We start from the raw sequence: 25,756 nt of genomic DNA, 5'->3' as shown, positions 1-25,756 counted from the left end.
ACCTCCAGTGATCACGGTCGCGCGTTTGGTCTACAATTCGACGGGTATGGGTGTTTTCGTGCTTCGGACAAGAGGTACGCCCGTGGGAGTTCCGCTCCGGGCGCCCCCTGTCCGAGCCGGTGCCCTCCCGCGGTGACCGAAAGCATCACCGTCGAGGAGTGACCACCATGGCTGACGCATCCTCCGTAACGGAGCGTTCGTACGCCGAGACCCCGTCGACCGACTCCGCCTTCCGCCGGCTGCGTACTCTGGCGCCCGGAACCGAACGGGACCAGCTGCGCCACGAGACGGTCTGCGCCTGGCTTCCGATGGCACATCGACTGGCGACCCGGTTCCGCAACCGGGGCGAGTCGATGGACGACCTCCGCCAAGTGGCGGCGATGGGACTCGTGAAAGCAGTCGACCGCTACGACCCGCTCAGGGGCAAAGCGTTCGAGACCTATGCCGTGCCCACCGTGGTGGGCGAACTCAAGCGGCACTTCCGGGATCACACCTGGGACGTCCATGTGCCGCGACGGATCCAGGACCTGCGCAACCAGGTCCGAATCGCGCGCAGAGACCTCACTCAGACCGGCGAAGGACGTGTTCCGACGTGCGCCGAGATCGTGGCGGAGACCGGCCTGAGCGAGGAGGAGGTGCTGCTGGGGATGGAAGCCCTGGACAGCTACCGCACCCTGTCGCTGGACGCCGATCTGCCGGGTGCGGACGACGGATACTCCCTGGGGGACACGCTCGGCCACTGGGACAAGGCGATGGATGTCGCCGTCGACCGCGAAGCGGTGAAGCCGGGACTGCGCCGTCTGCCGGAGCGCGAGCGGACCATTCTGTATTTGCGGTACTTCCGCGACATGACACAGGTCAGCATCGCGGAGACGCTCGGCATCTCCCAGATGCACGTCTCCCGGCTGCTCAGCCAGTCCTGCGAGCAGCTGCGCCTGGAGGCCCTGCAGGGGGCCGGGTGAACGGGGCACGGCCCGACGAACCGATCCGACCAGCCAGGAGGACCCATGGCCGTCCGAAACCACATCATCGACCGACCGCCGTCCGCCGTGTGGGCGGTACTGGATGAGGAGACGCTGTACGGGAAGTGGGTGGTGGGCACGTCCGCGTCCCGCAAGGAATCGGGCACCTGGCCGGAGACCGGATCGTCGATCACGTACACCGTGCGCCTGGGCCCCAAGGAGTTCACGGGCCGCACCGTCGTCCGGCGCATCGACCGGCCGCACGCACTCGAACTAGAGGCGGAGAGCGGGCCGTTGGGCAGCGCGCGCATCGCGTTCGACATCCGCCCCTGGGGTGACAAGACCCTGGTGCTCCTCGACGAGCACCCGCTGAGGGGCCCCGGCGGCGTACTCCACAACACCCTGCTGGACACCGCGATCCAGATCCGGCACCGCGCGATGCTGTCGCGGCTGGCCCGGGTGGTCGAAGCCTGGACGGACGAGTCCGGCACGCGGACCGGCGCCGGACCGGCCGAGTGATGTCCCGGCCCCCGTCCCTCCCGCGAAGGGAGTCGCGATGGTCGACGCGGTGGTGATCGGAAGCGGACCCAACGGGCTGGTCGCGGCCAACCTGCTGGCCGACGCCGGCTGGGGCGTGGAGGTGCTGGAGGCCGAGAGCGTGCCGGGCGGCGCGGTACGCAGCGACCAGGGCGTCCATCCCGATTACGTCAACGATATGTTCAGCTCCTTCTATCCCCTCGCTGCCGCCTCCCCCGTCCTCGCCCGGCTGGACCTGGCCCGAGAGGGGCTGCGCTGGACGCATGCTCCGCGGGTGCTCGCCCATCCGTTGCTGGACGGCAGGTGCGCCGCCCTGGACCGTGACCGCGCGGTGACGGCTGCCGGGCTCGACGACTTCGCGCCCGGCGACGGACAGAGCTGGCTGGACCTGTGCCATATCTGGGACCGGCTGGGCAACGATGTGCTCAGCGCCCTCTTCTCTCCCTTTCCGCCGGTCCGTTCCACCGCCGTTCTGGCGGCGCGCCTGCGGGGGGCGGGTGGGCTGAGGCTGGCCCGCAGCCTGATCCTGCCGGTGCGCCGGCTCGGCGAGGAGGAGTTCACCGGGGACGGCGGCCGACTCCTGCTCGCAGGCAACGCACTGCACGCGGACCTGGCTCCCGAGGCCGCGGGAAGCGGGGGCTACGGCTGGCTGATGTCCATGCTGGGCCAGTTCTACGGCTTTCCCGTCCCGGTCGGCGGCGCGGGAACGCTCACTGCGGCCCTGGTGAGGCGCTTGCAGGGACGCGGCGGAACCGTCCGGTGCGGGCAGCGGGTGGCCGAGATCGTCGTACAGCGGGGCCGCGCCGTGGGGGTCCGCACGGCGGCCCGGGAGGCCATTCCCGTACGCAGGGCCGTACTCGCCGATGTGTCGGCTCCCTCCCTGTACGGGGAACTGGTCGCCCCGGAGCATCTGCCGTCGCGGGTCCTCGACGACCTGCGGCGGTTCCAGTGGGACTTCGCCACCTTCAAGGTCGACTGGGCGCTGGACGGGCCGATTCCGTGGAACTGCCCGGACGCCGCGACGGCGGGCACCGTGCATCTGGCCGACGGCGTCGACGAGTTGACGAGGTTCGCTTCGCAGATCGCCCGGGGGCTGATCCCCGACCGCCCGTTCCTCCTGGTGGGCCAGATGACCACGGCGGACGCCACACGTTCACCGCTGGGCACGGAATCGGCGTGGGCCTACACCCATGTGCCCCGGCGGGTGAAGGCGGACGCCGGGCCGGACGGCCTGTCCGGGGAGTGGGGCGCCCGGGAGCGGGAGGCCATGGCGGACCGGGTGGAACAGCAGGTCGAGCGGTACGCCCCCGGCTTCCGCGACCGCGTCCGCAGCAGGCGCATCCTGACGCCGCCGGAGCTCCAGGAGGCCGACGTCAACCTGCGTGACGGGGCGATCAACGGCGGCACCGCCGCGCTGCACCAGCAGTTGGTCTTCCGCCCGTTGCCCGGGACGGGACGGCCCGAGACCCCGGTGAAGGGGCTCTATCTGGCCTCGGCCTCCGCACATCCGGGCGGCGGGGTCCACGGGGCTCCCGGCGCCAATGCCGCTCGTGCCGCGATCCGTGGCACCCGGGGCACCGCCGCGGCGCTGAGCGGGGCCCAACGACTGCTCGCGCGGCGCGGCCGGACGGGCGAGACCACCTCCGTATGATCCCCTCCCCCACTCGGGAGACATGCATGGTCGACAACACGCTGCCCCTTCTTCTCCACGGCTGCGCGTGGCTCCCCGGCCGCCGCCGCCTCAGTGGTGGAGCGCCGGTACGCACGCGGCTCCTGGGCAAGAGGGTGGCCGCTCTGCACGGGCGCCCGCCGCCATGCGCTTCTTCTACGACGAGCGCCACATCCACCGCCGGGGCGCCCTGCCGCAGCCCGTCATCGACACCCTCTTCGGGCAGGGCGCGGTGCAGACCCTGGACGGCGAGCGGCACTGCGTAGCAGGTGCTCGCGCTCGGGGCGACACCGCGGACCTGGACGACCGGGCGGCGAGCGCGGGTTCAGGGTGTACGCGGACCCGGTGGGACATCCGTTCTGCCTCTGCCGTCAGTAGTCCGCCAAGGCATACGGGAGGCCGTGGCGGTGGTGCCGCCACGGCCTCCCGTCATGACACGCGCTTCCACACGGTCTTGAACAGGGCGCCGGCCACGATCCCGCTCACGGAACCGAGAATCAGGCCGACCGGCTCACTTTCACCTTGTCCATCGCTACTCCCCTCAGGTCACACCACCCGGTCGGTCAACCCACCCGCTTGCCGGCCAGCGGAGCGGTGTCCTCGCCGGCCCCCTGACGTACGCCCCGCAGGAAGGCACTCAACGCCTCGGCCGCGGTGTGGGCGGGCCGCCACCCGAGCACTTCGTGCGCCCTGGTGCAGTCGAGTACCGGCAGGCGCAGCACGGCGTCGAACAGGTGCGGGGACGCCGGTACGGCATGTGCCTGCCACGCGGCCGCCAGCGCGGTACGCACCACGGCCCGGGGGACGCGGACGACACGGGCATCGAGCAGCTCGGCAAGTTGCCGGGCGTCGGTCACCGAGTCGGCCGCCAGGTTGAAGGCGCCGCGCACGTCCTGGAGCACGGCGAGCCGGTACGCCTCGGCGGCGTCGTCGGTGTGCAGCACCTGGAAGCGCAGGCCTTCCAGATCGGGAACGAAGGGGAACAGATCGGGCCTGAGCAGGCCGCCGGGGACGTACCGGCCGGCGAAGATGCGGCGCTGTTCGCTCGCCGACGTCTCCTTGAACAGGAAACCTGGCCGCATCCTGACCACTCTGATCTGCGGATGACGCAGTTCGAAGGTGTCGAGTACGCGCTCCAGATACGCCTTCTCCCGGCAGTAGGCGGCGTCCGGCCAGCCGTGGGTGGGCCACTGCTCGTCGACTCCGGGTTCCTCCTTCGGGCCCGGTGAGTAGGCGCCCACGGACGAGGCGTGTACCAGCGCGGGGACACCCGCCTCGGCCGCCGCCTCGAAGACGCGGATGGAGCCGAGCACGTTGGTCTGCCAGGTGACCACGGGATCGTGCGTCGGCTGGAAGCGCCAGGCGAGGTGGACGACCGCGTCCGCGCCCCGCAGCAGGTCCTCCAGCGGACCGGCGCTCTCGGGCTGCGAGAGGTCGACGGTCTCCCACTCCACCCCCTCGGTCCACAGTTTCGGCCGTCTGCGCGCCAAGCCGAGGACGGAGCCGACCTCGGGGTCCTGGGACAGCGCGGTGACCACACTGGTCCCCACGTTGCCGGTGGCCCCCGTGACCACGATGCGTTTGCCGGGGGGCGGGTCGCTGACCATGAATCGCTCGCTCACTGCCGTTGCCGGGCCGACGTCCCCGCAGCCCCGGTGACTGCGGCTCCCCCGCCGGCACGCGCGTTTCCCGTCGGGTAACCAGCTGCCGGGGGAAATAACCTCAAATCGGATGGAAACCACGGAGTGTGCCGACGACCGAGCCGGGCACTCGCATGGTTCGCCCGCCGACCCGACACCGACCTGGGAGAGCACGCCATGACGCATCCGAGCCCACTGCCCGGACAGGACGAATCCTTCTGGATGGAGAGCACCGGGAGTCCCGTACACGCGCCACTCACCGAGGACATCGAGGTGGACGTGGCCGTGGTGGGCGGCGGGATCGCGGGCCTGAGCACCGCGTGGGAGCTGACCCGGGCGGGCCGGCGGGTCGCCGTACTGGAGGCCGACCGCATCGCCTCGGGAGTCACCGGGTACACCACCGCGAAGGTGTCCGCGCTGCACTCCCTGGTGTACGACCGGCTGCGCCGCACCCGGGGCACCGAAGCCGCACGCCTGTACGCGCTGTCGCAGCAGGACGCGGTGGAACGGCTGGCGGACATCGTCCGGGAGCTGGGGATCGACTGCGACCTCGAACGGGTGAGCGCCTACTCGTACGCGGTCGATCCCTCGTCCCGTACCGCGATCGAGGCGGAGGCCGCTGCCGCCGTCGAGGCCGGTCTCGCGGCGTCGTACGTCACCGGGACCGAGCTTCCATTCGACGTCACCGGGGCGGTCCGGCTGGACGGACAGATCCAGTTCCACCCGCGCAAATACCTGCTGGCACTGGCCGAGGACCTGGTGGAACGGGGCGGTCTCATCTTCGAACGCAGCCGGGTCACCGGTCTGTCCGAGGGTGCACCGTGCCGGGTGACCACCGAGTCGGGGCCGTCGGTGACCGCACAGGACGTGGTCGTCGCCACGCATTACCCGGTCTTCGACCGGGCGATGCTCTTCGCCCGTCTCTCCCCGCGCCGCGAGCTGGTGGTGGCCGCGCCCATCGACGCGGACCGGGCGCCCAAGGGCATGTACATCACGGAGGACGAAGGGAAGCGTTCGGTACGCTCCGCTCCGCTCGGGGACGGGCAGCGGCTCCTGATCGTCACCGGGGAGAGCTTCACACCCGGCACCGGCGACGCGCGCGAGGCGTTCCTCCGGCTGGACGCCTGGATGCACGCACGCTTCCCGGTGGGGCCCACCGCCTACCGATGGGCGGCACAGGACAACGATCCGAGCGATACGGTGCCGCTCGTCGGCCCGTTCCACATCGGCGCCCGCCATACATATGTGGCTACCGGGTTCGGCGGCTGGGGGATGACCGGCGGCGTCCTTTCCGGCCGTCTGCTCAGCGCGCTCGTCACGGGTACGGGTGACCGGTTGCCGTGGGCCGGGCTGTACGACCCCCGACGGCTGGGGAGCGCTCTGCGCGAGGCGCCCGCACTGCTCGGCATGCAGGCGGAGGTGGCCAAGCACTTCGCCGGTGACCGTCTCAAGGTCACTCACGTCGACTCGGTCGACGCCATCCGCCCGGGAACGGGTGCGGTGGTGCGCGTCAAGGGCCGCCGCTGCGCCGTCTACCGCGACCAGGACGGCACGGCGCAGGCCGTGTCCGCCCGCTGTACGCATCTCGGGTGCCTGGTGGCCTTCAACGAGGCCGAGACCTCCTGGGAGTGCCCCTGCCACGGCTCGCGCTTCGGTGTCGACGGCGCGGTCCTCCAGGGCCCGGCGGTCCGGCCCCTGGAAGCGGTGGACGTGGGCGACCTCGACGTGTTCGACGTGTTCGACGACTGAGGTGCGCGCCTGTGGGGCGTGGCGACGGCCTCAGGGCACGAGCAGCGTCTTGATCATGCCGTCGGCCTTCTTCTGGAACGTCTCGTACGCCTGCGGGCCCTGTTCGAGCGGCAGGTGATGCGTGGCGAAGGTGTCCACACCCAGCGGGTCGCCGTCGATGAGCAGCGGGAGGATGTCGTCCACCCAGCGCCAGACGTTGGCCTGCCCCATGCGGAGCTGTATCTGCTTGTCGAACATGGTCAGCAGAGGCATCGGGTCGGCGGCACCGCCGTACACACCGGAGACGGAGATCGTGCCGCCCCTGCGCACCACGTCGATCGCCATGTGCAGCGCCGCGAGCCGGTCCACGCCCACCGTCTCCATCAGGCGCGTGGCGATGGCGTCGGGCAGCATCCCGACAGCCGCGTGCGCCGCTTTGGCGACGGGCGCGCCGTGCGCCTCCATGCCGACCGCGTCGATCACCGCGTCGGTGCCCCGACCGTCGGTGAGGTCCCGGATGGCATCGCCGAGGTGCTTGCCGTGCCTGCGCAGGTCAAGGCATTTGACGCCGTACTCGCTCGCCCGGTTCAGCCGGTCGGGCACGAGGTCCACGCCCACGACCGGTTCCGCGCCCTGGTGCAGTGCGATCCGCGCGGCCATCGCACCGATCGGGCCGAGGCCGAGCACGGTGAGCGAACCTCCGGGCGGGACGTCGGCGTACTCCACGGCCTGCCACGCGGTAGGCAGTACGTCCGAGAGGTAGACGAAGCGGTCGTCCGGCGGACCGTGCGGGACCTTGACCGGCAGGCTGTTGCCGAAGGGGACCCGCAGGAACTCTGCCTGCCCGCCCGGTACCTGGCCGTACAGCTTGGTGTAGCCGAAGAGGGAGGCACCCGTGCCGTACTTGCGCACCTGGGTGGTCTCGCACTGGGACTGCAGCCCCTGGGCACACATGAAGCAGTGGCCGCACGAGACGTTGAAGGGGATGACGGCCCTGTCCCCCGGGACGAGGGCGGTCACCTCCGGGCCGACCTCCTCCACCACGCCCATCGGCTCGTGACCGAGGATGTCTCCGGGATCGAGATAGGGCCCGAGCACCTCGTAGAGGTGCAGATCCGAGCCGCAGATTCCGGTGGAGGTGATTTTGACAATGACGTCGGTCGGGTCCTGGATCCGCGGATCGGGGACGGTCTCTACCCGGACGTCCCGCTTTCCCTGGTAGGTCAATGCGCGCATGGTGCAGCTCGCTTTCCACGCTGAGTCGTCATTTCTCCTCCGCTACGGACGCGTGACGGGTTCCCGCGAGGGCCTCTGCGAAACGTGAGAGGGCGGAACGGGCTCCGACCGGAAAGCGGGGCGGCACAGCGGGAGCATGGAGCCATGGGAAAGAGCGCTCTCATCGTCATCGACATGATCAATACGTACGACCACCCGGACGCGGAAATCCTGATCCCTTCCGTCCGCATCGCGCTACCGCACCTGGTCCGCGTTCTCGAACGCGCCCGCGAGGAGAGCATTCCCGTCATCTACGTCAATGACAATTTCGGCGAATGGCGGTCCCATCACTGAGAGATCATCGAAACGTCGCTGGCCGGGGCGTACGCGGAGCTGGTCAAGCCAGTGCTGCCCGACGACCACTCCCTGTTCGTCGTGAAGGCCAGACACTCCATTTTCTACGAAACACCGCTCAGCTATCTGCTCTCGCAGTTGAGCGTGGATCATGTCGTTCTCTGCGGCCAGGTCACCGAGCAGTGCGTGCTGTATTCCGCGGTCGACGCACACATTCGCCATCTCGCCGAGGCCGCTCTGCGCATGATGGAGCGCAACATGAGCGCGACCATCCGGACTGCGGAGACGGTCGAATTCTAGGATGCCCCGTCGGGGCGAAACGCTGTCGTCGAACCGGCGGACCGGCATCACTCACCTGGCCGAAGGAGACTTCCCACCGTGCGCGCACTTTCCCTCGTCTGCACATTGAACGATTCGCCGGCCCCGTCGGGCAGCCACCTCATCGCCGAGGTGCGCATCGCGGCCGAACTCCTCCGGCGCCACCGTGCCTATCTGGTGGGGTGGTGCAGTTCCGGTGTGGGATGGGTGGTGAGGTGTTGGTCCAGGGCGTGTGCGGTCATGGGCTCTGCGTAGTAGAAGCCCTGGCCGTGGGGGCAGCCGAGGGTTCGGAGGCGGTCGGCCTGTCCCGAGGTTTCGATGCCTTCGGCGATGGTGTCCACGCCGAGGGCATGGCTGAGGTGCAGGATGGCCTGGATGATGCCGTTGTCCTTGGCGGCGCCGACGGTGTTGACGAAGCTCTGGTCGATCTTGACGATGTCGACGGGCAGGTTACGCAGATAGGAGAGGGAGGAGTAACCGGTGCCGAAGTCGTCGATGGAGACGCGGACGCCGAGACTGCGCAGGGCAGAGATGTGGGTGGCGGTGGTTTCCGCGTCGGCGATGAGCACATTCTCGGTGATCTCCAGGACCAGGGAGGAGGCGGGGAATCCGGTCTCGCACAGGATCTGGGTGACGGTTTCGGGGAAGAGGGGGTCCTTGAACTGGCGGCCGGAGACGTTGACGGCGATGGTCAGCGCCCGTCGGGTGGGAGCGTTGTCGTGCCAGCGCCGGGCTTGACGGCAGGCTTGGCGCAGGATCCAGGCGCCGATGGGGAGGATGAGGCCGGTCTCCTCGGCGATAGGGATGAAATGCTCGGGCGGGATCGGGGCGCGGCCGCGTGGCTCCCAGCGGATCAGGGCCTCAGCTCCTGTGGTCTCGCCGGTGTCCAGCTCGACCACGGGCTGGTAGTAGACGGTGAGTTCGTTCCGGGTAAGCACGTAGCGCAGGTCCTGGGCGATGCGGGTCTGGTCCCGCTGGGCGATGCTCATGCTCGGTTCGAACAGGACCGCGCGGTTGCGGCCCTGTTCCTTGGCGACGTAGAGGGCGAGGTCCGCGGCGCGCAGCGATTCCGAAGGCGATATCGCCTCGTTGATCGCAACGATGCCGATGCTGGCCGTCACGTAGACGGAGCGGTCGCCGGAGAGCGCGAAGGGGTCTTTGAACCGGTCGAGGAGCCGCTGGGCGTAGTCGCAGACAGCGTCGGACCGTAGTTCTTCCACCAGCACGGCGAACTCGTCCCCGCCGAGCCGGGCGACGGTGTCCTGCCGGCGTACCCCGCCCAGCAGCCGGTGGCCGACTGCGATCAGCACCTCGTCGCCGACCGGGTGGCCCAAGCTGTCGTTGATGTCCTTGAAACGGTCGAGGTCTATCAGAAGCAGGCCCGTGGTGCCGACCGCCGAGGGGCGGCTCAGGACGTGTTCCAGCCGTTCGGAGAGCAGTGTCCGGTTGGACAGGCCCGTCAGCGGGTCGTGGAAGGCCTGGTGGCTGAGCTGATTCTGCAGTGACCTCTGCTCACGCAGCGACCTCTCCAGGGCTTCGGCACGCGTGCGCGCCTGGCCGGCCTGGCCCTGGGCGTATTGAGCGAGCAGGCCGACCCGCAGGACCAGCAGCAGGGTGAGGCAGGCAACGATGCCGGAGATGACCGCGACGTGTATGGCCTGGTCGCGGACATCGCCGGCGTCGACTATCACCAGTACCGGCCCCATGATCGCGAGCAGGATGAGGAGCACCAGGCGGGTGCCGGGCAGGGCCGTCTGGCGCCCCTCCACCAGCTCTGCCGTCCTGACCAGCGACGGGTGCAGGGCGGCCGCTCCCATGAAGAGGTAGGAGGCCATCCAGGTGGTGTAGGAGACCTCTGGCGCGATCGGGGCGCCTGTCGTGGCCAAGGTGGAGTAATAGAGGGCGTCGGCACTGAGCGTGGCGCCCAACCACGCGGTGACCAGCAGGAAGGAAGGGGTGCGAGTGCCGGTGGTGAGCACCAGCCGGGTGGCCATGCACAGCAGCACCAGGTCGGCCACCGGATAGGCCAGTGAGACCGCCAGCGGTAGCGGGGACAGGCGGCTGCCCAGATAGGGGGCGATGATGAAGGCCCAGGCCAGGGTGGCCGCCCCCAGGGTGATGATGCCTGCGTCCAACAGGCCCGCCCAGCGCAGGCGGCGGCTCTGCACCCGTGTCAGGGTGATCAGACCCGCGGTGAAGAAGGGGTAGGCGGCCAGGTAGAGCACGTCGGCCGCGGAGGGGAAGGGCACCAGTGTGCCCTGGAACTGGAACAAGCCGAAGAGCACGTCGGCAGCGGTGTACAGGCCCATCCCTGCGGTGAACAAATACCACGGGGCGGCCGGGTGCGGACGGTTTCTGCGTATCCCGACCAGCATCACGGCGGTGGCCGAGGCCGCGAGCAGCGGGGAGACCAGGTGGCGAACCGGCACGGAGATGAGCAGGTAGGCGACGATCGCTCCCGCCCCCGCCGCCAGGTACAGCGTCCACGCGGTTTGACGCCCAGCCCTCACCCGGCCGTGAAGCTCGTCCATGAGCCCTCCTAGGCGGCACGGCCCTCGCGGCGCGAAGGTACCGCTGGCCCGGGGCAGACAGAGGATTGAGCGATTCGTCCCAGGGCCTCATCAAACGGTCACTTCCAGCGAAGACCGGACTACAGAAGATCGCAAATCCACTCACCGACCGACGTCGACCGATCGATGTCCTGGAAGCCGTGCCTGTCATATTCCCGGAACCCCACCGAGCCGGCAGATCATCATGAACCGGACGTCAGGCGACTACGCCGAAGCCCTGGGTCATGGCCGAGTTCGAGCGTCTGGGTGTCGAGGGCGAGATCGTGCGGAGATCGTGCGGGTGGCCGATCACGACGTCCGCCCGGGTGTGGACATGGTGACGGCGACGACTGGCCCGCCTGCGCGAGAAGGTCATGGCCGCCGACATCCTCGTTCTCTCCACTCCCATCCGGCTCGGCCACCCCTCCAGCATCTGCCGGCGGGTGATGGAGAGGCTGGACGGCTCGTACGCTCGCCGTGAACGCGGCACATCTCGCACGCCTGTCGGCCGCCGGGCCCTACCCCGCCTCTTCCTGACAGCTGGGCACGGTCCCTCGCCCGCAGTGACGGCCCGCCTGGAATGCGCACGGGCTCAAGCGCTGAAACCATGGGTGAGGGTGGGCGTCGGACGAAGGGCGGCAGAACAGGCAGCCGGCCCAACGGACCGGCGATCCGGCGGCCGGACAGCCCGGCGACCCGACCGCTCGACAGCGAGGAGTTCCGATGCCCGCGGAGCAGCACGTGCTGAGGGGACGCAGCGCCGTGGTGACCGGCGCCGCGCGCGGCGTAGGAGCAGCCGTCGCCAGAGAACTGGCCGACCGGGGTGCCCGGGTGGCCTTGCTCGGACTGGAGGAGGAGGCACTCGCCGCCGTGGCCGCCGCGCTTCCCACTCCCGCGCTGTACCGGCACGTCGACGTCACGGACGACGCGGCGATGGCGGAGGCAGCCGAAGAGGTACGCGAGAGGCTGGGCGACGCGTCCGTCGTGGTGGCCAACGCGGGGGTGGCCGAGGGCGGCCCCTTCCTCGAATCCGACCCGGTCACCTGGCGTCGGGTGATCGAGGTCAATCTCGTGGGCAGCGCCGTCACGGCGCGTTCGTTCCTGCCCCAACTCCTTCGCACCCGGGGCTACTACCTCCAGATAGCGTCCTTGGCGTCGATCGGCGCGGCACCGATGATGAGCGCCTACTGCGCCTCCAAGGCAGGCGTGGAGTCCTTCGCCCACTCACTGCGCGCCGAACTGGACTCCCGTGGCGTCGGCGTGGGTACGGGTTACCTCAACTGGACGGACACGGACATGATCCGGGACGCCGACCAGCACGCCGTACTGCGTGAACTGCGCGCCCATATGCCCCCGCCCGCCCGGAAGATCTACCCCGCCCGGTATATGGCCGACGCCCTGGTGACCGCCGTCGAACGGCGCGCGGTCACCGTCTACGTGCCCCGGTGGCTGCGCGGCGTGCAGGTGGTGCGCGCCGCCCTGCCCGCGGTGGTCGTCCGGTACTCGCGGCAGTAGCTGACACGCTCGGAGTTCTCCCCGACGGGCCTGCTGGGAGCGGGCGGACGCGCGGCGACCGAGGGGCTCTGAACGAGGTCGGCGGGAGGCAGGATTCAGCGGGAGGCCGGAAGAGGAGTGCGCAGGGCGGTCCGGCCGCCGCGCCAGTTGCCCAGAAGATGCTCCGCCAGCCGGTCCTCCAGCAGTCCGGTGGCCTCGATGCCCAGAACGATGTCCGGCGCGAGCCCCGGCTCGTCCTCCAGCAGTCCACCGATCACGTCCCGGCGGACCACCTGTTCGTGGACCGCGTCGGCTTCCACGTGCTCGTCGTAGAACCGCTGCGCGGCGGTGCCGGCTCCGACGCGGCGCAGGGCCTTTGCCAGCCGCCTGGAACCTGGTGACGAGGTGATCTCCACGGCGGCGAAATGGCCGACCAGCGCACCGCGCAGACGCCGGTGCAGCCCGAACAGGGACATCAGGTTCACTGTCGCCAGGGCCTGGGCAGGGGCGGCTTCGAGGTAGCCGCCGTACGCCGTGTCGAGCCCGAGATCCGCCATCAGATCGGCGAACAGCTGAGCGTGGATGTTCTCGGCCCTGCCGGCTCCGAATTCGTCGAACTCGACGGCCACCATGGCCGCTTTGGCCCGGCCACGGAGCCTCGGCACCACCCACAGATGCGGGTCCGCCTCCTTCAGGTGGTAGAGGGAGCGCAACGCCGCGTACTCACGGAGCTGTTCGAACGTTCCCTCGCGCTGGAGGTGGTGGCTGACGCTGTGCCCGTCGTCCCCGACGGGCTCCAGGAGCAGCGCGTCCACCGCCTCCGCCACGTCCTTTCCGCCCGAGGTGCCCTCGCGCAGCGCGCGCAGAAAGGCGCCTTCGGCAGCGGCTCGCACCGCCAGCAGCGCGGGGTCCCACTCCAGCCTCTCGTCCGCCTCCGCGAAGCCGCGGTAGTGGAGCTCGTAGAGGACGTACAGCAGGAGGTGCAGATCTTCGCCGTACGGGTCGGCGCGCCCGGTCTCCTCGTCGGACGGCAGCGCGCCACGCCGCCCCGCCAGGGCGACGAGGACACGCTCGGAGAGGTCTCCTCGCGCCTTCGGCAGGGCGGGTTCCGAGGCGAGACGGTGAGAGTGTGCTTCAGGGGAAGGCGTCACGATGCGGTGTCCTCACCTTCCTCACCTGCCTCGGCGGGTTTCCGCCGGCGGTGGCTGGTGTCGCACCAGGGGTGGATCCGGCTGCGGCGACAGGTGCAGATCGCCACGACGAAGCGCTCGGATGCGACGACCCTCCCTTCGGCCGTCGTCACTTCGACCGGGCCCTCCACGAGGATCGGTCCGTCTCGTTCCGCCACCACGCGACGCGGCGGTTCAGTGCTTCCGGGCACGGATCACCACCAGCTCCTCCCTGTCCACATGGGTCGGCAGCAGACCGCGGGCGCGCAGCCAGGCAAGGCGTCCGCGGGTCACGGGCCCGAACGGGATGACCATCCGGTCACTGACCGACGCCTCCATCCCGGCCCGGGAAAGCCGTCGCACGGTCTCTTCGGGCGAGCTGAGGACCGAGTGCACGATCAGCATCAACCCGCCGGAACGCAGCGCGGCAGGAGCCTCGTCACAGATCCGGTTCACGACGATGCGCCCGTCGAGCCCGGCGTCCCAGGCGCGACGGGCGCCCCGCCGCGGCGGTGACAGGCTCGGCGCGGGCACATACGGCGGGTTACTGACGACCGCGTCGAACGAGTGGCCTCGCAATCCCGACAGCAGGTCGCCGCGGTGCACGGTGATGGGCAACCGCGTGAGGGCGGCGTTCAGCCGGGCCGATGCCACGGCCCGCCGACTGATGTCCACAGCGGTGACACGGGCGCCCAGCCGGGCGGCATGGAGCGCCAGCAGCCCACTGCCCGTGCAGAGGTCCAGCACCTCCATGCCGGGCCGGATGCCCTCACGACGCATCGCCGCAGCCAGCAGCAGGCTGTCGGCCTGCGGGCTGTACACACCGGGCAGACGCACTATCCTGCCGGGCCACGGGAGATCCTGGACGATCCCCGCATCGGCGTCTGGAACGCTCACCGCACCTCCCCCGCACTGGACGACTCTCTTCCAGGCTCGGACACACGGCACACGTCCGCCACTCCTGCACCGCCAGGCGGCGGCCATCACGGTCATCGCGGTCGCGGGTATCCGTCCGGCTCCGCCTACGCGGTGGTGCCGACCGCGGTGAGCCAGGCACGGGCGAGCAGTTCGTGGCCGTGCGGGCTCGGGTGGACTCCGTCCGCGGCCAGTGCCGCCGGACCGATTTCCTCGGCGGCGTGGGGCAGGAGCAGGTCCGCGCGGACCAATTGCGCCCCGTGGGCGCGCGCCGCGCGCAGGACGGCGTCGGTGCGGGGTGACAGGTCCTCGTACCAGGCTTCCTGATCCGAGGTGACCGGGACCAGGAAGGGCGTGATGACGACCAGTTGGGCGGCGAGCGTCCGGGTGGTGTGGGAGAGGATGCGGTAGAGGCATGCCTCGAATTCGTCGACCGGGCTGAGGAGTCCGCTGTCGTAGCGCCGCCAGGTGTCATTGATTCCGATCTTGACCGTGACCACGGTGGGCCGCTGGTCGATGACGTCGGTGGTCCAGCGGGATTCGAGGTCGTACACGCGGTGGCCGTTGACGCCCTGGTTGATGACAGTGGGGCCCGGGCCGGGGCTCCCTCCGGTGTGCAGCGCCCGCGCGATCTCGCGGACGTATCCGTTGCCGAGGGAGGTGGGGTCCGTACGGTCGCGGCCCGCGTCGGTGATGGAGTCGCCGATGAAGAGGAGTCTGTCGTCTGCTGTGATGAGCATGTGTTCGGCAATCCTGGCGTCGGGGTGGTGGGAGGCGGCCGGTCGTGGAGTCACTGCGCGGGCCGGGACGACTCCGGCGGAGGTACCGGCGGGCGAGCCATCGCGCGTCGCATTGTCCCGGCCTCGCGCGCCAGTACGTCGGGGTCGTCGCCGGGCACGAATTCCAGGAGCGCATCGGGTCGCAGCTGCCGTTCGTCCAGCATGTCGAAGACCCTCGCCCACAGGTCTTCGCGAGCTGCCAGGGGCAGTCGGCGATTGCCCGGCCACCAGGAGAAGACGTGCACCGCGCTGACCCGGTCGACAAGTTCGGCGAGCCCTGCCAGCGCGGCCTCGTCGGACGCGTCGAGCGGCGGCTGCCAGTAGGTGCGGAGATTGTCCGCGCCCACCTCGTCCAGCAGCCGGACAGTCGAGGCGACGGTGTCCGTCAGGGTCTTCGCATGGAATTCCAGGGCGAGTTCGACGCCGTGGTCCGCCGCGATCGCGGCCGCCTCCCGCAGACCTGCCACAACTGCGTGGCGTTCCGACGGCGAGGCGGCCCGTGATCCGACGCCGCCGGCCCAGACCCGCATCCGCGGTGCTCCGAGGAGCACCGCGGCGCGGGTGAGCGCGGGGAATCCGGCCAGTTCACCTGGAGCGGCGCGGAAGTACGAACCGTACGAGCAGGAGGTGAGCCCGCACCGGTCGGAGACGTCACGGACCGCGCGGACCGTGTCCGGTTCCTGCGCGGGCGCGTGGATGTCCGCTCCCCACTCGACCAGTTCGAGGCCCGCGTCCGCAGCGCGGCGTGCGACCTCGGCGGCGGGCAGCTGCCGGAAGGTGACGGAGCACAGCCCCGGCCGGGGCGCGGTCGAGGAATGACTCACGACGCGTTCGGGCCCACGTCCGCCGGCGCGAGGGGACGGCGGAGCGGCGTCGTCGTCGCATACTCGTCGGCACCGATGTCCCGTGTGCCGCCGCGCGGGTGGCCGTCGATGTCGTCGGTCACGCCCGGGCTCCCCCACGTCGCCCCGCCGATTGCCGGGCTGCCCGCCGACAGGCGGAACACCCCGTCGGACTCCTGGTGCAGGCCCGGGTCGACGCGGGTGCAGCCCCCGGCGGGGATGTTGCCGTTGGCCGCCGCACCCCAGAGGATGTTGCTCTTCCAGGTGAAGCCGGTGGTCGGCCCCATCGCGACCAGGCTGCCGGCCTCGCCGACCAGCAGGTTGTCGGCGACGACCACATTCTGGGGCTCGTAGACCCGGGTCTCGCCCGACAGCGATTCGGCGTTGCGGAACAGGGTGTTGTGCACGATCACCGCCCGGTCGCACGCGTCGTTGCCCCGCCGCTCCTCGGCCGTCTCGCCGGAGTGGTGGTCGCGGGTGCTGCCGCTACCGATCACCATCGCCCGTCCGGACAGACCGGCCACGTAGTTGTTGACGACGAGGTGGTCGTTGCCGTAAAGACGCAGCCCCTCCTTGCCGTCGAGCACGTAGTTGCTCTCCACCCTCGTGCGGTTGCCGTGGCGCAGGACGATACCGCCGAGGCTGTCGCGGATCGTGTTGTGGCGGACGATGTTGTCCGAGGACTTCACCGAGATGGCTTCGGGGTCTCCGTCGCAGCGCTCGAACAGGTTGTACTCCACGACCGCGCGGGCACTGGACAGCGCCCGAGGGCTGACGCCGAGGCGGATCGGCTCCCCTCCGTTGGCGCCGGCGAAGCTGTGGTCGGAGAAGTAGTTCTTGAGGATGTGCACGCGCTGGGCCATGGACGTGCTGCCCCCGCCCTCGACTCCGAGGTAGACGCCGAGCGTGGTCTTGCCGTGGAAGTGGTTGCGGTCGACCTTGCTGTCGTCCGCGCGCACCATCACCCAGTGCAGGCCCTCGATGTCGGCGAGCTGGAAGTCGTTGCGGGTCAGCCGGATGAACGAGCAGTCCGCCGGTACTTCCAAGGTGGTGCTCTGCCGGAAGGCGAAGCCGCTGACGGTGATGTTGCTGGAATTGCTGAAGACGAATCCGCGCTCTCCGCGGAGCACCGCGCCGCCGCGGGACGCGGAGGTGATGGTGATGGGTGCCGCCTGCGTGCCGTTCTTGCCCGTGACGCTGATGGAGGTGCCGGACGGCACGGTGTAGGTGCCGTCGGCCAGGACGATCCGGGCTCCGGGCACCGCGCTGTTGATCGCATTCTGGAAGTCGCTCAGGGAGCTGACCGTCGCCGTGGCGGCCCGGCCGGTCTCCGCTGCGCCCGCCGTGCGCAGGGTGCCGAGCGGGACGGCGGCGAGGGCCGCGCCCAGGACTGTGCCGGTGAGGAACGTGCGGCGTTGCATGATGCCTCCGGTGAAGGTGCTGGTGGATGGGTGGTGCGGACGAAGGTTCAGCCGCCGGCCGGGGCGTCCAGATACAGCTCGATGACGGGCACGAGTGTGTCGGGGCGCTGGACGGGGATCTGGAGCGTGAGCGTGCCCGCGGGCTGCCCGCCCATCTCGGTGTTGAGCGCGGGCTCTCCCGGGGCGATCTCGATCCGGGTGATCTCGGAAGCGTCGTTGAGGAGTTGGGCGTAGCGCACCCGGCCCGCGAGTCCCGGCAGATGCAGATGGCGCAGCGGCCAGGAGAACAGGTGGACGTAGAGCCGGTCGCCGCGCTGGGTGTAGCGGCAGTCGGCGGGGGCGGTGTACGCGGACGGGCCGCAGCCTCGGACCGACCGACCGTGCAGGTCCGTCCACCGCCCCAGCTCGCCGAGGACGGCGGTGGCGCGCGGGTCGAGGTCGCCGCGGCCGGTGGGGCCGACGTTGAGGAGCAGGTTGCCGCCCTTGGCCACCCCGTCGACGAGCATGCGGACCAGGAGGTCGGCGCTCTTGTAATCGAGGTTGTCGCGGTCGTAGCCCCAGCTTCCGTTGAGCGTCTGGCATGCCTCCCAGACCACGGGCTGCCCGTCCTTCGACATCGGGCCGGACGGCTGGTACTGCTCGGGGGTGACGAAGTCGCCGGGAAGGCCGGTCCTGTCATTGACGAGGACGTGCGGCTGGAGTTCGCGGATCATCCCCAGGAGTCCGGGTGAGTCCCAGTCGTCGGGGCCCTTGCCGCCCCACCAGTGGCGTCCCGCGTACGAGAAGTCGAAGAACAGGTAGTCGACGCGTCCGAAATCTGTGAGCAACTCGCGTACCTGGCCGTGCAGATAGCGCTGGTAGTCGCGGATGTCACGGTCGGCGGTGGCGGCCTTGAACTCCTCGTCGTCGCGCTGCGGGTGGGTGCCGTCCACGGGGAAGGAGGGGTGGTGCCAGTCGATCAGCGAGTAGTAGAAGCCGACCTTGAGCCCCTCGGCGCGGCATGCCTGGACGAACGGTTCGACGAGATCGCGGCCGTACGGGGTGTTGGTGACCTTGTAGTCGGTGAGCGCGCTGTCCCACAGGCAGAAGCCGTCGTGGTGCTTGGTGGTCAGCACGACGTACCGCATACCGGCCGCCTTGGCCGTCCTCGCCCACTGGACCGGGTCGTAGCGGTCGGGGTCGAAGTGGTCGAAGTACACCTGGTACTGCTCGTCGGTCTGCTGTTCCCGGTTCTTGACCCACTCGTGCCGGGCGGCGAGGGAGTACAGGCCCCAGTGGACGAACATGCCGAACCGGTCGGTGGTGAACCACGTCGTGTCCGGAGCGGTCGCCGGAGCGGTCGCCGGATCCGCGGCCGGAGCCGGTGTGCCGGCGGGCACGGGCGGGAGCGCCGATCGGGTGTCAGCGGTCGGGGTCACGGGGTGTCGCTCCTTGTGCTTGTGGGGTGGTGGCGCGCGAGGTGCGGTGGCGGGCGGCTTGCCGGGTCAGCCCTTCAGGGCGCCGGAGGACAGGCCGTGCACGAAGGAGCGCTGGAAGAACAGGAAGACGATCACGGAGGGGAGCAGGGCCAGCAGTGAGGCCGCCATCACCACTCCAGGAGTGACGTCGGGGTCGATCCGCAGGGTGCGCAGCGCCAACGGGAGCGTGTACGAGGAGGAGTCGGTGGCGACGAGGAGGGGAAGCAGGTACTGGTCCCAGATCATCGTGAAGCCGAAGACTCCGATGACGCCCAGCGCCGGCTTGCACATCGGCAGGATGATCTGAGCGAAGATGCGCAGATCACCGGCCCCGTCGATGCGTGCGGCCTCTTCGAGTTCCCGCGGTACGTCCTTGATGAACTCGGTCATCACGAGAATGGAGAATCCCCAGGCGCCCAGCGGGACGATCATCCCGGCGAGGGTGCCGATGAGGTTGAAGTGGATGACCGGCAGGTCGGCGAGGATCAGGGACAGCGGGAGGGCCAGGATCTCCTCGGGCAGCATCAGCGTCGCCAGGATCGCCACGAGGGCCAGTGTCATTCCGGGGAAGACCTTCCTGGCCAGTGCGTAACCGGCCATGACGGACACGGCCACCTGGAGCAGCAACCCGCCGCCCACCACGAAGAACGAGTTCAGCAAGTACACCAGGACGCCCTGGTCGAAGGCGATCCGGAAGTTGTCCAGGGTGATGCCGGAGGGGATGACGCTCAGCTGTGTCGGGTCCTTGACCTTACTGAAGGCGCTGACCAGCAGGGCCAGCAGCGGCCCGGCGAAGACGAAGAGGACCAGGACGTACGTGACAGCCTTCAGGATCCGCCCGCCCGGGCTCCTGGCCTCGGTCAGGCCGAGCGCGGTCTCGTTCGGCGCGTTCACTTGCTCTCCCTCCGTCGCATCAGGTGGACGACGATCGTCAGGATCAGCGTCGCGATGAACAGCAGGACGGCTCCCGCCGCTCCGACGCCGAGCCGGTTCTGCTCGAGGCCGAGCTTGTAGATCAGGGTCATGACGACTTCGGTCGAGCCGTCGGGACCACCGTTGGTGAGCAGGAACACCTCGGTGAACACGCGCAGGCCGCGTATCGCGGCGAGGATGAACAGGATCGTGAACACCGACCGCAGCCCGGGCACCGTCACATGCCACACGCGCTGCAGTCTGGAGGCGCCGTCGACCTTCGCGGCCTCGTACAGACCGCGGTCGACGCTCGCGAGCCCTGCGAGGAAGATCATCATGTCGTACGGAGCGCCCCGCCAGATGCCGGTGATCATGATGGACCCGAGCGAGGTGTCGGGGTGGTTGATGAACCCGGAAGGGCCGGACCCCACCAGGCCGAGGAGCGAGTTGAGCATGCCGTCCTCGGTCGGGTGGTACATGATCCGCCACAGTTCGGCGACGACGGCGATCGGTACCACGACCGGCAGGAACGCCGCGGAGCGTACGAATCCGAGCCGGCGGCCCTGCCCCTCCATCAGCAGCGCGAGCACCAGGCCGAGGAGCATGGAACCCGCCGTCTGCCCGGCGGCGAGGACGACGGTGTGCCCGACGGCCTCGCGGAAACCGTCGGAGCCGAGCACGGTGGTGTAGTTCTCGGTGCCGACCCACCGGTTTCCGAGATAGGGCTGAACTTCCTGGAAGGACATCGTCAGGGCGCTGGCCATCGGGATGAACTTGAAATACAGGAAGAGGAGCAGGGCCGGGGCCAGGAACAGCCAGGGTGTCCACCACCGGCCCGCCCGACGGCTGTTCTTCGGGCGGGCCGCAGCCGCCCCGCCGGCCGGGCGGCCCCCCGTGCCGGGGGACCGCCGTCCGGGGAGCGGAGCGCGCTTCACCTGGTCAAGGCTCATGACGCGGCGATTCCCTGTTCCTTGAGGATGTCGGCGAGCTGCTTGTCGAGGTCGCGCAGCTCGGTACCGGTGTCCAGACTGCAGTCGGCCAGCAGCGCGTTGATGGTCTCCGAGGTGGTCTGCCGCACGGCGGTCCAGTTCGGGATGGAGGGGGCGTAGCGTCCGGCGGAGCCGTAGACCTCGGCGTAGGTCCGCCAGCGGGGGTCCGAGCGGATCTTGGAGATGTCCACCGTCTTGTTGACGGGCAGCTGCACGGTGTAGCCCGACTCTCCCTGCATCCCCGTCCGCTGGCCCTCGGCGGAGACGGCGAAGCCGGCGAAGGCGTCCTGACCCGCCTGGTTCTCGGAGCCGGCCATCAGATAGACGGAGGCACCCTCGGCGAGCACGGTCGCGTCCTTCGGGCCCTTCGGCATCGGTACGACCTCGTACTTGTCCTTGCCCAGCACCTCGTCGAAGCGGGGCATCAGGTAGGGGCCGACGACGAACATGCCGGTCCGCCCCGCCTCGAACGTCTCGTTCGTGGGTGGGGTGTCCATGGTGACCGCGCCGGGCTGGATGGCCTTGGACGTGCAGCCGAGATCGCGGAACCACTGCATGGCCTCGACGGACTCCTTCGTGGTCATCGCGGGCTTGTACGTGCCGTTCCCGGCATCGGCGATGAAGTCACCGCCCGCGGCCCAGAGGAAGTTGGAGAAGTACCAGGAGGCGTATCCGCGCTTGGTGGACAGCGGCGCGGCCAGTCCGAAGGTGTTCTTCTTCCCGTCGCCGTCCGGGTCCTTGGTGGTGAACGCCTCGGCCATCGCGGTGAAGTCGTCCCAGTTCCGGGGCACTTCGAGCTTCAGCTTCTCCCGCCAGTCCTTGCGGATGAGGAGCGCGGTGGCCTGCGCCGAGTACGGCAGGCCGAACTGCTTGCCGTCCAGGCTCCTTCCGGATGCGAGACCCTGGTCGATGAGCTGCCCGCTGTCCTTGATCTTGTCCAGGTCGATCTCCCGGAGCAGGCCCTGGCTGTGCATGGCGCCGAGCTGCGTCACGTCGTTCATGACGATGTCGGGGAGGTTCTTCTGCGCGGCCCGCTGCTGCACCTTGGTCTCGAAGTCATCGAAGATGGCCGTGACCTTGACCTTGTAGCCCGTGGACTTCTCGAAGGCGGCGGCGAGTGCGAGCGTGCCCTTCTCCCCCGGCCCGCCCGGTGTCGTCCTGGTCCACAGTTCGAGAGGCGCCTTGGAGTCCTGCTTGACGTCCCCTCCCGCAGGACCCGACGTACAGCTGGTGAGGATCAGCGCCGACGCGAGGAAACCCGCTCCGACCCACCGCGATCTCTGCATCACAACTCCTGTTTCACTGCATCACAGCCGCCTCTGGTAAGCGCTTGCCGGGGACGCTAACCGCGCAGCAAATCCCGCGTCAATACTCCGATGAATACAAAATTTTCGCGGGGCTTCGCGAAGGGACGCCACGACGCCTCCCCGCACACCATTCCTGCGGGCGCCGCCACCGCACAGGGGCGGAGACCCCGAACTTTCACCCACTGGCAAGGAATTATCGCTGTACAGGGCACTGGGCCCCGGGATGCTCCGTAGTCACATGCGATGCTGACGCCTTGCCGGACCACCGGGCGCGTGCGATTTCCCAATCCTTGATAACCCTTCAGTCATCCGATGTATCGTCGCCTTTTGGGCGGGTTAACCGAAATTTCGAACAAGCCACGCCAACCTTCGACACACAGACGGACACGTCCACACACACCCGACCGGCCAACCGGCCGCGGGCGGTATCGCTGACAGACCGTCAGCGAAGCAGCCGAGGAGCGTCATCGACATGGACGAGACAGCACTCAGGCCGACGGCACTCCTGGTCATGGAGGAGGAGCGGAGGCCGGACGTCTACCCGCCCGAGGTTCTGGCCGGTATCGACCGGCTCGTGGACCGACAGGGCCCACCCCTCACCCGGCAGCAGCTCGACGACCATCCCGACGTACTGCACCGAACCGACATCCTGCTCACCGGCTGGGGCGCCCCCGTCCTCGATGCCGCCTTCATGTCCCGCGCCCCTGGGCTGCGGGCCGTGCTCGTCGCAGCGGGTTCCGTACGGCATCTGACGACGCCCGCCTTCTGGGCGCGCGACATTCCGATCGTCTCCGCGGCCGCGGCCAACGCCACCCCGGTGGCGGAGTTCGCTCTCGCGCAGATCCTCCTCGGGCTGAAGCAGGTCCACCGCATCAGCCGGGACGTGGCCGACAGCCACCTGTACCCGCACAACCCCAAGGTCCCGGGTGCCTACCGGTCACGCGTGGGGCTGCTGGGGCTCGGGCACATCGGCCGTCTCGTCGCGGCACACCTCAGCCGCTTCGACGTCGAGATCCTCGCCACGGACCCCCTCGCCGACGCGGACACCGCACAGGAGAGCGGCGTACGACTCGTCGGCATCGAGGAGCTCTTCGCCACCTGCCACGTCGTCAGTCTCCACGCGCCGCTCCTGCCCGAGACCCGCGGCTCGATCGGAGCGAGCCTGCTGAGCTCCCTGATGCCGGGCGCAACGCTGATCAACACCGCCCGGGGCGCACTCATCGACGAGGAGGCGATGGCGGAGGTCCTGCGCGCCAGACCCGATCTCACCGCCGTACTCGATGTCACGCACCCGGAGCCTCCGGTCCCCGGCTCGCCGCTGTTCACCCTCCCCAACGTCGTCCTGACACCCCACCTCGGCGGTGCCATGGGTGCCGAACGCCACCGCCTCGGACATCTCGTACTCGACGAACTCGGGCGCCTCGTACGGGACCAGCCCCTCCGGCACGCGGTCGATCCCGCCCATGCCGCGTCCCTGGCCTGACACCGAGGGCACCGGAGTCACCGGGGTCACGGGCTCGCGCGACCCGATCCGCATGCGTAGGTCTGACCGACCTCTCCTGGTCGCTGCTGATCAGTTCCACCCGTCGGCCGCCGGAGGACCCACCGGACTTCGGCACCCGCGAGGCCCTCATCGACGAGGTGGTCGCCGACCTGGCGGCGGCCCGCCTCGACAAGGTCGCGGAACAGGCCCTCGCCCACGAGGACCCCTGGGACGGATTCGCGTACTACATCGAGACGCTCTGTGAACTCCAGGCCGCCGCCCCCGACGCGTGGCGCCGCGGCGTCGCCTTCATGCTCGACGGCCTGCGCACCGAGGCCGCCCACTCGCTCCCCACCGGCCCACGGACCTCGCAGCAGGTCTACGAGGTGATGGCCGGCCTCACCGGCACGCCGTAACGGGGTATCGCCCGGGAAAGCTCCCCCGGTCTGCCGCGTCAGGCGAGATGGAAGACCTCGGTGAGCGGGCGCATGGCGGCATCCGGTGCCTGCCCGTCCAGCTCCTCGAAGAAGTGCGCCATCTCCGTCTGCCAACGGGCGTTCACCTCGGTGGCCTCCATGGCGGCCCGGGCCCGGTCGAAGTCCGGGGTCTCCAGATAGCCGACGAGCAGGCCGTCCTCCCGCAGGAACAAGGAGTAGTTGTGCCAGCCGGCTTCGGAGAGCGCGGCCAGCATGTCGGCCCAGACGTGGTGGTGGCGTTCTCGGTACTCCTCGGTCTTCTCGGCCCGGACCTTCAGAAGAAAACAGACGCGCTGCATGGGGTCCCCTCCTGCACGGCAGGGGGCCGCCCTCGCGAGGCGGCCCCCTGTCCCGTGCGGCTCAGAAGTCGAATCAGAAGCTGAATCAGAAGTTGAACTTGTCGATGTTGGTCTTGTTGAAGACCGTCGGCTTGCCGAGCGAGACCACGCCGTCCTTGCCGATGGTGAAGGTCCCCAGGTCGCCGGCCTTGAACGTCTGGCCCTCGGCGCCGGTGATCTGTCCGGACTCCAGCGCGACGGCCGTGTGCGCGGCGAGCGCGCCGAGCTCGGCCGGGTCCCACAGCTCGAAGCCGTCGACCGTCCCGTCCTTGACGTAGGCGCGCATGTCGTTGGGGGTGCCGAGGCCGGTGAGCTTGACCTTGCCCTTGTACTGGGAGCCGGACAGATACTGGGCGGCCGCCTTGATGCCCACCGTGGTGGGCGAGATGATCCCCTTCAGGCCGGGGTACTCCTGGAGCAGACCCTGGGTCTGCTGGAAGGACTTCTGGGCGTCGTCGTCGCCGTAGGCGGTCTTGACGAGCTTGATGTCCTTGTATTCGGGCTTCTTGAGCTCGTCCTTCATGAAGTCGATCCAGGTGTTCTGGTTGGTGGCCGTCTGGGCCGCCGAAAGGATCGCGATCTCACCCTTGCCACCTATCTGCTCGGCCAGCAGCTGGAGTTGCGTGCGGCCGAGGTCCTCCGCGCTCGCCTGGGAGACGAATACCTGCCGGCAGTCGGCCTGGGTGTCGGAGTCGTAGGTGACGACGCTGATCCCGTTCTTCATGGCCTGCTTCAGGGCCGTGCACAGCGCACCCGGGTCCTGGGCGGAGACGGCGATGGCGTCCACCTGCTGCTGGGTGAGGGTGTTGACGTAGGAGACCTGGCCGGAGGCGTCGGTACCGCTGCTGGTACCGACTTCCTTGTACGTGGAGCCGAGCTGCTCCAAGGCCTTCTTGCCACCGTTGTCCGAGGTGGTGAAGTAGGGGTTGTTGACCTGCTTGGGCAGGAAGGCGACGGTCAGGCCCTTTTTGGTGGCCGCGTTGGGATCGGCGGTGCCGGCGACGGCCGTGCCGGCCCCCTTGCTCGCGGAGTCCTTGGTCGTCCCGGAGCAGGCTGTGACGCCGAGGGCGAGTGCGGCGGTGACAGCAAGAGCAACGGTGAGGCGCCGGTTCCTGGCGGTGGTGCCGTACATGGTGCTTCCTTTCGCTGCCGTGGCGGCAGGGAGTGCCGGGCAGTTGCCCGAGGGGATACGAGGGTGACGA

The 25,756-nt window shown here is 69.4% G+C and carries 22 protein-coding genes and 1 pseudogene; 8 read left to right on the top strand and 15 right to left on the bottom strand.

Annotated features, from left to right (window positions below; all coding sequences use genetic code 11):
* The first annotated feature begins 167 nt into the window (after window positions 1-167).
* Genes ACFT7S_RS12360 through ACFT7S_RS12350 form a run of 3 tightly spaced genes read left to right on the top strand, consistent with a single transcriptional unit; the run spans window position 168 to window position 3,150 of the window.
* Entirely contained in the window at window positions 168-962 is a 795-nt protein-coding gene (locus ACFT7S_RS12360; protein ID WP_382730217.1) for a SigB/SigF/SigG family RNA polymerase sigma factor, read from the top strand.
* A gap of 45 nt (window positions 963-1,007) precedes the next feature.
* Entirely contained in the window at window positions 1,008-1,481 is a 474-nt protein-coding gene (locus ACFT7S_RS12355) for an SRPBCC family protein (protein WP_382730214.1), read from the top strand.
* 37 nt (window positions 1,482-1,518) lie between these two features.
* Window positions 1,519-3,150, top strand: coding sequence for a phytoene desaturase family protein (locus ACFT7S_RS12350; protein WP_382730212.1), 1,632 nt, complete (start codon window positions 1,519-1,521; stop codon window positions 3,148-3,150).
* Window positions 3,151-3,731: 581 nt separating this feature from the next.
* Here the strand turns inward: ACFT7S_RS12350 and ACFT7S_RS12345 are convergent.
* The gene (locus tag ACFT7S_RS12345; RefSeq protein WP_382730265.1) at window positions 3,732-4,775 is read right to left on the bottom strand and encodes an NAD-dependent epimerase/dehydratase family protein; all 1,044 of its coding nucleotides are present in this window, start codon (window positions 4,773-4,775) and stop codon (window positions 3,732-3,734) included.
* A 210-nt stretch (window positions 4,776-4,985) separates the two neighbouring features.
* Here ACFT7S_RS12345 and ACFT7S_RS12340 point away from each other — a divergent pair, with 210 nt between their 5' ends.
* Window positions 4,986-6,557, top strand: a complete 1,572-nt coding sequence (locus ACFT7S_RS12340; protein ID WP_382730209.1) for an FAD-dependent oxidoreductase — start codon at window positions 4,986-4,988, stop codon at window positions 6,555-6,557.
* Window positions 6,558-6,587: 30 nt separating this feature from the next.
* Here ACFT7S_RS12340 and ACFT7S_RS12335 read toward each other — a convergent pair whose 3' ends face one another.
* The gene (locus ACFT7S_RS12335; RefSeq protein WP_382730207.1) at window positions 6,588-7,772 is read right to left on the bottom strand and encodes an alcohol dehydrogenase catalytic domain-containing protein; all 1,185 of its coding nucleotides are present in this window, start codon (window positions 7,770-7,772) and stop codon (window positions 6,588-6,590) included.
* A gap of 144 nt (window positions 7,773-7,916) precedes the next feature.
* On the opposite strand from ACFT7S_RS12335, the pseudogene ACFT7S_RS12330 reads away from it, so the two are divergent.
* Window positions 7,917-8,405 (top strand): annotated as a pseudogene (locus ACFT7S_RS12330) (isochorismatase family cysteine hydrolase).
* 188 nt (window positions 8,406-8,593) lie between these two features.
* On the opposite strand, the gene ACFT7S_RS12325 reads toward ACFT7S_RS12330, so the two are convergent.
* Window positions 8,594-10,954 carry a putative bifunctional diguanylate cyclase/phosphodiesterase gene (locus ACFT7S_RS12325; protein WP_382730204.1) on the bottom strand — a complete coding sequence of 787 codons (2,361 nt, stop codon included), beginning with the start codon at window positions 10,952-10,954 and terminating at the stop codon, window positions 8,594-8,596.
* A gap of 741 nt (window positions 10,955-11,695) precedes the next feature.
* On the opposite strand from ACFT7S_RS12325, the gene ACFT7S_RS12320 reads away from it, so the two are divergent.
* Window positions 11,696-12,487 carry a short-chain dehydrogenase/reductase gene (locus ACFT7S_RS12320; RefSeq protein WP_382730202.1) on the top strand — a complete coding sequence of 264 codons (792 nt, stop codon included), beginning with the start codon at window positions 11,696-11,698 and terminating at the stop codon, window positions 12,485-12,487.
* 95 nt (window positions 12,488-12,582) lie between these two features.
* Here the strand turns inward: ACFT7S_RS12320 and ACFT7S_RS12315 are convergent, their stop codons facing one another.
* From ACFT7S_RS12315 to ACFT7S_RS12270, 10 genes are all read right to left on the bottom strand, one after another.
* On the bottom strand, window positions 12,583-13,617 hold the full coding sequence (locus ACFT7S_RS12315) for an iron-containing redox enzyme family protein (RefSeq protein WP_382730200.1): 1,035 nt from the start codon (window positions 13,615-13,617) through the stop codon (window positions 12,583-12,585).
* A complete protein-coding gene (locus ACFT7S_RS12310) occupies window positions 13,614-13,814 on the bottom strand; it encodes a CDGSH iron-sulfur domain-containing protein (protein ID WP_382730263.1) in 201 nt (66 codons plus the stop codon). The genes ACFT7S_RS12315 and ACFT7S_RS12310 overlap by 4 nt, the downstream gene beginning before the upstream one ends.
* 16 nt (window positions 13,815-13,830) lie before the next feature.
* Entirely contained in the window at window positions 13,831-14,532 is a 702-nt protein-coding gene (locus ACFT7S_RS12305) for a HemK2/MTQ2 family protein methyltransferase (protein ID WP_382730198.1), read from the bottom strand.
* Window positions 14,533-14,657: 125 nt separating this feature from the next.
* Window positions 14,658-15,290: an SGNH/GDSL hydrolase family protein gene (locus ACFT7S_RS12300; RefSeq protein ID WP_382730197.1), complete on the bottom strand. Its 633-nt coding sequence runs from the start codon at window positions 15,288-15,290 to the stop codon at window positions 14,658-14,660.
* A gap of 50 nt (window positions 15,291-15,340) precedes the next feature.
* Entirely contained in the window at window positions 15,341-16,153 is an 813-nt protein-coding gene (locus ACFT7S_RS12295; RefSeq protein ID WP_382730194.1) for a sugar phosphate isomerase/epimerase family protein, read from the bottom strand.
* On the bottom strand, window positions 16,150-17,592 hold the full coding sequence (locus tag ACFT7S_RS12290; protein ID WP_382730191.1) for a chondroitinase-B domain-containing protein: 1,443 nt from the start codon (window positions 17,590-17,592) through the stop codon (window positions 16,150-16,152). Before ACFT7S_RS12290 ends, ACFT7S_RS12295 begins: the two co-directional genes overlap by 4 nt.
* 47 nt (window positions 17,593-17,639) lie before the next feature.
* The gene (locus ACFT7S_RS12285; protein WP_382730189.1) at window positions 17,640-19,010 is read right to left on the bottom strand and encodes an alpha-L-fucosidase; all 1,371 of its coding nucleotides are present in this window, start codon (window positions 19,008-19,010) and stop codon (window positions 17,640-17,642) included.
* Window positions 19,011-19,076: 66 nt separating this feature from the next.
* Window positions 19,077-19,943: a carbohydrate ABC transporter permease gene (locus ACFT7S_RS12280; RefSeq protein ID WP_382730186.1), complete on the bottom strand. Its 867-nt coding sequence runs from the start codon at window positions 19,941-19,943 to the stop codon at window positions 19,077-19,079.
* The gene (locus ACFT7S_RS12275) at window positions 19,940-20,911 is read right to left on the bottom strand and encodes a carbohydrate ABC transporter permease (protein WP_382730184.1); all 972 of its coding nucleotides are present in this window, start codon (window positions 20,909-20,911) and stop codon (window positions 19,940-19,942) included. Before ACFT7S_RS12275 ends, ACFT7S_RS12280 begins: the two co-directional genes overlap by 4 nt.
* Complete coding sequence (locus ACFT7S_RS12270; protein WP_382730183.1) at window positions 20,908-22,236, bottom strand: extracellular solute-binding protein; 1,329 nt, start codon at window positions 22,234-22,236, stop codon at window positions 20,908-20,910. Before ACFT7S_RS12270 ends, ACFT7S_RS12275 begins: the two co-directional genes overlap by 4 nt.
* Before the next feature lie 493 nt (window positions 22,237-22,729).
* On the opposite strand from ACFT7S_RS12270, the gene ACFT7S_RS12265 reads away from it, so the two are divergent.
* Together ACFT7S_RS12265 and ACFT7S_RS12260 are read left to right on the top strand one after the other, a co-directional pair.
* On the top strand, window positions 22,730-23,740 hold the full coding sequence (locus ACFT7S_RS12265) for a hydroxyacid dehydrogenase (RefSeq protein ID WP_382730180.1): 1,011 nt from the start codon (window positions 22,730-22,732) through the stop codon (window positions 23,738-23,740).
* Window positions 23,741-23,898: 158 nt separating this feature from the next.
* Window positions 23,899-24,156 (top strand): hypothetical protein, encoded by a 258-nt coding sequence (locus ACFT7S_RS12260; protein WP_382730178.1) that lies wholly within the window; start codon window positions 23,899-23,901, stop codon window positions 24,154-24,156.
* A 38-nt stretch (window positions 24,157-24,194) separates the two neighbouring features.
* On the opposite strand, the gene ACFT7S_RS12255 is transcribed toward ACFT7S_RS12260, so the two are convergent.
* On the bottom strand, window positions 24,195-24,515 hold the full coding sequence (locus tag ACFT7S_RS12255) for an L-rhamnose mutarotase (RefSeq protein ID WP_382730176.1): 321 nt from the start codon (window positions 24,513-24,515) through the stop codon (window positions 24,195-24,197).
* Window positions 24,516-24,600: 85 nt separating this feature from the next.
* On the bottom strand, window positions 24,601-25,686 hold the full coding sequence (gene rhaS / locus ACFT7S_RS12250; RefSeq protein ID WP_382730174.1) for a rhamnose ABC transporter substrate-binding protein: 1,086 nt from the start codon (window positions 25,684-25,686) through the stop codon (window positions 24,601-24,603).
* Between the last annotated feature and the right edge of the window lie 70 nt (window positions 25,687-25,756).

The organism is Streptomyces sp. NPDC057136 (assembly GCF_042670885.1).
Taxonomy (GTDB): Bacteria; Actinomycetota; Actinomycetes; order Streptomycetales; family Streptomycetaceae; genus Streptomyces.
Note: the sequence above shows the minus strand (reverse complement) of the source record. Positions and strands in the feature narration are given on the sequence as shown.